This is a genomic window from Desulfosarcina sp., assembly GCF_046496365.1.
In the GTDB taxonomy this organism is placed as follows: Bacteria; Desulfobacterota; Desulfobacteria; order Desulfobacterales; family Desulfosarcinaceae; genus Desulfosarcina.
Genome location: NZ_JAWOHB010000146.1, coordinates 1 through 4,221, shown reverse-complemented (window position 1 = coordinate 4,221; position 4,221 = coordinate 1). Strand labels below are relative to the sequence as shown.

The window sequence follows — 4,221 nt, the reverse complement described above, 5'->3', positions numbered from 1 at the left end:
GATTGATCATCTTTTTCTGCTTGAAGGTTTCATCGGCCATCCAAGTTTTCATGGGCAGGGTCATGAAGATAATTCTGGCCAGGCCTGGATTGCGTTCATAGTAATCCAGCTGAAGCCAGAGCACCTTGCGCATCTTTTCCCTCAGGTCTTCGATGCCCTGGAGGTGGTCGTAGATTCGTTCGGTCAGTTTGCCCAGCCAGACATCCACGAAGGCAAAGACCAGATGCTCCTTGGACCCATAATGCTTGTAAATGGTGGAGAAGCTGACTCCCGCCCGATTGGCGACATCGCGAATGTTGGCCTTGTGAAAATCGGAATGGGAAAAAATGTCCAGAACGGCCTCTTCCAACCGCTGGTAGACTTCGGGTTTAAGGGGAGTAAACATTGTTATTGTCATACCGGTTGATGATTCAATTGGAAGTTGCGCTTTAATTTATATATCTGAAATTTTTAATTAAAAATATGTTTTTGGATTTGTGGAATTGAGAATAATAAATTTGAATAATGATGTTTCTTTTTAAAAAAACCTTTATTTATTTGGTATTTTTATATATTTAAAATTTATTGGAACTGGTTTTGGTTGGAAGAGTAACAATGTTATTGTACGCCAAGTTAGAATGGTCGCCAATCCTCTGTCAAGAATAATTTTTTAAATATGATGAATTAAATGAATAAAATTTATGAGTCGACGCATCAGCCCAGCCGCAGAAGAATCAGCCGGGCTCTGGGCCTTGAACCCAAACCGGAAGAAACGTATAGTGCTGAAAAATTATAACAGGGCCGGTTGTGGCAAACCATGACAGGCTGCTCCCAAAACCGGGAAAGGACCTGGCTGCACTGAGCGGCCGTAAAAAATGTACGCACTCGACGACTACCATTACCATCTGCCTGAAACGCTGATCGCCCAAACCCCTGCGCCGGACAGGGACGGTTCGCGGCTGTTGCACCTTGACCGCAGCAGTGGCGCGTTTTCACACCGCCATTTCCAGGATATCGTCAACCTGCTGCGTCCGTCGGATGTACTGGTGGTCAACGATACCCGGGTCGTTCCCGGAAGGCTGCACGGCCGCAAGGAAACCGGCGGCAAAGCCGAACTGCTGATTCTGGATTATGGGGCCACGGATGTGCACGGATGCGACGACCGAGAACGGGTGTACCAATGCCTGATCAAAGCCTCCAAGCTGGCCGCACCCGGAACGCGGATCCTGTTCCAGGGGGGGCTCGTCGGCGAGGTCCGGAATTTCTGCGACGGAATCTATTCGGTGGCATTTTCCTCCCCGGAACCTTTTGATGGGCTGCTTGACCGCATCGGCCAAATGCCGCTTCCGCCATATATCAAAAGAAATGCAACTCAGCCGGATGAAACCGACCGGATGCGCTACCAGACTGTTTATGCCCGTGAACAGGGTGCCATTGCGGCTCCTACGGCTGGTTTGCACTTTACGGATGGGATTCTGGCGCGCATCCGTGCGAAAGGCGTCACCATTGCCGCCGTGACGCTTCATGTGGGCTACGGTACGTTCGCACCGGTGCGTGTGGACGATATCCGCAAGCACCGCATGCATGTGGAGTGGTTTTTCATTGCGGAGGAGACGGCCCGGATTGTCAACCAGGCCAAATCCAAAGGCCACCGGGTGGTGGCAGTGGGCACCACCAGCGTACGCACCCTGGAGTATGCCGTCCGGTCTGACGGCTCTCTGGCTTCGGGAAGCGGCCGATGCGATCTGTTCATCTATCCCGGGTACGCCTTTAACATTGTCGATGCCATGATCACCAACTTTCACCTGCCTCGCTCCACCCTGCTTATGCTGGTATCAGCCTTTGCCGGCCGGCAAGTCATTTTGGAGGCTTACCAGGCCGCCGTGAAAGAAAAATATCGTTTTTTCAGCTATGGCGATGCGATGTTGATTAGTTGAGGTGATGGGGAGTGATAATGTAATTTGGCATTTATTTCACGGAACACCATGCTAACATTCAATCTAATCGCCCAATCCGGTGCTGCCCGCGCCGGCAGCTTCGACACTCTCCACGGGCGGGTGCAAACACCGGTATTCATGCCCGTGGGCACCCAGGCCACCGTCAAGGCCCTGAGTCCGGAGGAGCTGAAGTCGGCCGGTGCCCAGATTATTCTGGGCAATACCTATCACCTGTACCTTCGGCCTGGCTGCGACATTATCGGACGTTTTGCCGGGCTGCACCGATTCATGCACTGGGATTGCCCCATCCTTACCGACAGCGGTGGATTCCAGGTGTTTTCACTGGCCAGGCTGCGCAAGCTCACCGAGGAAGGCTACGCCTTCCAGTCCCACATCGACGGCTCCCGGCATTTGCTTTCACCCGAAAAATCCATTGCGGTGCAGATCTGCCTCAATGCGGACATCATGATGTGTCTGGACCAGTGCCTGGCGCATCCGGCCACACATGAGCAGGCTGATGAGGCGCTGGTGTTGACCACGCGCTGGGCCTCGCGATGCAAGACTTTCTGGCAGGAACGGACAGACCGGCAAAACAGCCTGTTTGGCATCGTCCAGGGAGGCATGTTCGCGGACTTGCGGGCGCGGTCCGCCGAAGCGATTGCTGCGATCGATTTTCCCGGATATGCCCTCGGTGGCCTGAGTGTGGGTGAACCCAAGGCGCTGATGATGGAGATGGCCGCTCATGCGCTGCCTTTGCTGCCTGCGGATCGCCCCCGCTATGTCATGGGGGTGGGCACACCCGCGGATCTGGTGGAGCTGGTGGATCTGGGGGCCGACATGTTTGATTGCGTCATGCCCACGCGCAACGCGCGAAATGGGCAGATGTTCACCGAACGCGGCACCATCAACATCTGCAATGCGCGTTTTCGTGAAGACGAGGGGCCTGTGGATCCGTCCTGCGGATGTTATACCTGCCGACACTACAGCCTGGCCTACCTCAGACACCTGTACACGGCCCGTGAAATTCTGGCCTATCGGCTCAACACCATCCACAACATCCATTACTACGTCAATTTGGCGGGTGCCATGCGCAAAGCGATCCTGGCCGGAACATTTGACCAGTTTAAAAAGGCGTTCTATAGTAAGCGTGAAGCGTCTTCGACAGGATGACCTGCGTTTCTGTCAAAATTCAGCAAGGAGACAGGATATGAAAGAGAAAGTGGAAGCGGCCATCGATAAGATCCGGCCCATGCTCCAGGCGGATGGCGGGGATGTGGAACTGATCAGCGTGGAGAATGGCATCGTCAAGGTTCGGCTCCAGGGTGCCTGTGCCGGCTGCCCCATGTCTCAAATGACGCTGAAAAACGGCATCGAGCGGGTGCTCAAACAGCAGATTCCTGAGATCAAATCGGTGGAATCGGCATAGTCCGTCCGGGTCGGTCCGCAATCTGCACCTGCGCCGCGAAAACGGATTTGCAGTCAGCGAGGTTGCCGACAACGGGCCCGGTATGGAAGCAACACGGTGCAAGCGGATATTCCACCGCTGGTCAACTGATGTATCCCTTGACCCTAGGCGGCTCCAACCGCCGGAAACAGGTTGACTCCCTGGCGCATTCGCCGCCAACAGATACACCTGAATTACGGAGCATCGCAAATGACCATCAAAGTCTGTATTGCCGGCGCCACCGGATGGGTGGGTGCGGACCTTTCACGGGCTGTTCATGCCGCGGCTGACTTAACTCTTACCGGGGCCATGGCCCGCAGCTGTGCCGGTCAGCCCTTGGGCGGGGTTCTGGATATCCCCGGACTCGACCTTAACGTATGTGCGACGGCGAAGGAAGCGCTTTTGGGCGGTTGCGACGTATTTGTCGAGTACAGCCACCCTGAAGCCGCCAAGGCCCATGTGCTCGAGGCGCTGGCTGCCGGAGCCCATGTGGTGGTCGGGACGTCGGGATTGACCGATGAGGAGTATGAGGAGATTGACATGGCCGCCAGGAAAGCCGATCGCGGCGCACTGGCGGCGGGCAATTTCGCCCTGACGGCAACCCTGCTGCAAATGTTTGCCACCATGGCGGCCCGCTATATCCCCCATTGGGAAGTGATCGATTACGCCGGCGCCGGCAAGCCCGATGCCCCCAGCGGCACCGCCCGTGAGTTGGCCTACCGGCTGGGTCAGGTTCAAGCACCGCAACTGGCTGTGCCGGTGGATCAAACCATCGGCCCCCGGGAGAGCAGGGGCGTTCGCCTGGGCGGTTACCCCTGCGCCGGGGCTTCGCGGCGGGCTTCGCCATCATCGTCGCCGGCA

General features: G+C 55.9%; 5 protein-coding genes. 4 read left to right on the top strand and 1 reads right to left on the bottom strand.

Annotated features, from left to right (window positions below):
* On the bottom strand, positions 1 to 385 hold a 385-nt coding region (locus R6V78_RS14605; RefSeq protein ID WP_410290108.1), incomplete at its 3' end, for a TetR/AcrR family transcriptional regulator.
* A gap of 469 nt (positions 386 to 854) precedes the next feature.
* On the opposite strand from R6V78_RS14605, the gene queA reads away from it, so the two are divergent.
* From queA to R6V78_RS14585, 4 genes are all read left to right on the top strand, one after another.
* Positions 855 to 1,916, top strand: coding sequence for a tRNA preQ1(34) S-adenosylmethionine ribosyltransferase-isomerase QueA (gene queA / locus R6V78_RS14600; RefSeq protein ID WP_410290107.1), 1,062 nt, complete (start codon positions 855 to 857; stop codon positions 1,914 to 1,916).
* 48 nt (positions 1,917 to 1,964) lie between these two features.
* Entirely contained in the window at positions 1,965 to 3,086 is a 1,122-nt protein-coding gene (gene tgt / locus R6V78_RS14595) for a tRNA guanosine(34) transglycosylase Tgt (RefSeq protein WP_410290106.1), read from the top strand.
* A 37-nt stretch (positions 3,087 to 3,123) separates the two neighbouring features.
* Positions 3,124 to 3,342: a NifU family protein gene (locus R6V78_RS14590; RefSeq protein ID WP_410290105.1), complete on the top strand. Its 219-nt coding sequence runs from the start codon at positions 3,124 to 3,126 to the stop codon at positions 3,340 to 3,342.
* A gap of 228 nt (positions 3,343 to 3,570) precedes the next feature.
* The coding region (locus R6V78_RS14585) for a 4-hydroxy-tetrahydrodipicolinate reductase (RefSeq protein WP_410290104.1) at positions 3,571 to 4,221 on the top strand (651 nt) is incomplete at its 3' end.

Excerpts from the sequence above, each read along its gene's own strand:
- queA (WP_410290107.1), top strand. The coding sequence starts at position 855 with ATGTACGCACTCGACGACTACCATTACCATCTGCCTGAAACGCTGATC.
- tgt (WP_410290106.1), top strand. The coding sequence starts at position 1,965 with ATGCTAACATTCAATCTAATCGCCCAATCCGGTGCTGCCCGCGCCGGC.
- R6V78_RS14590 (WP_410290105.1), top strand. The coding sequence starts at position 3,124 with ATGAAAGAGAAAGTGGAAGCGGCCATCGATAAGATCCGGCCCATGCTC.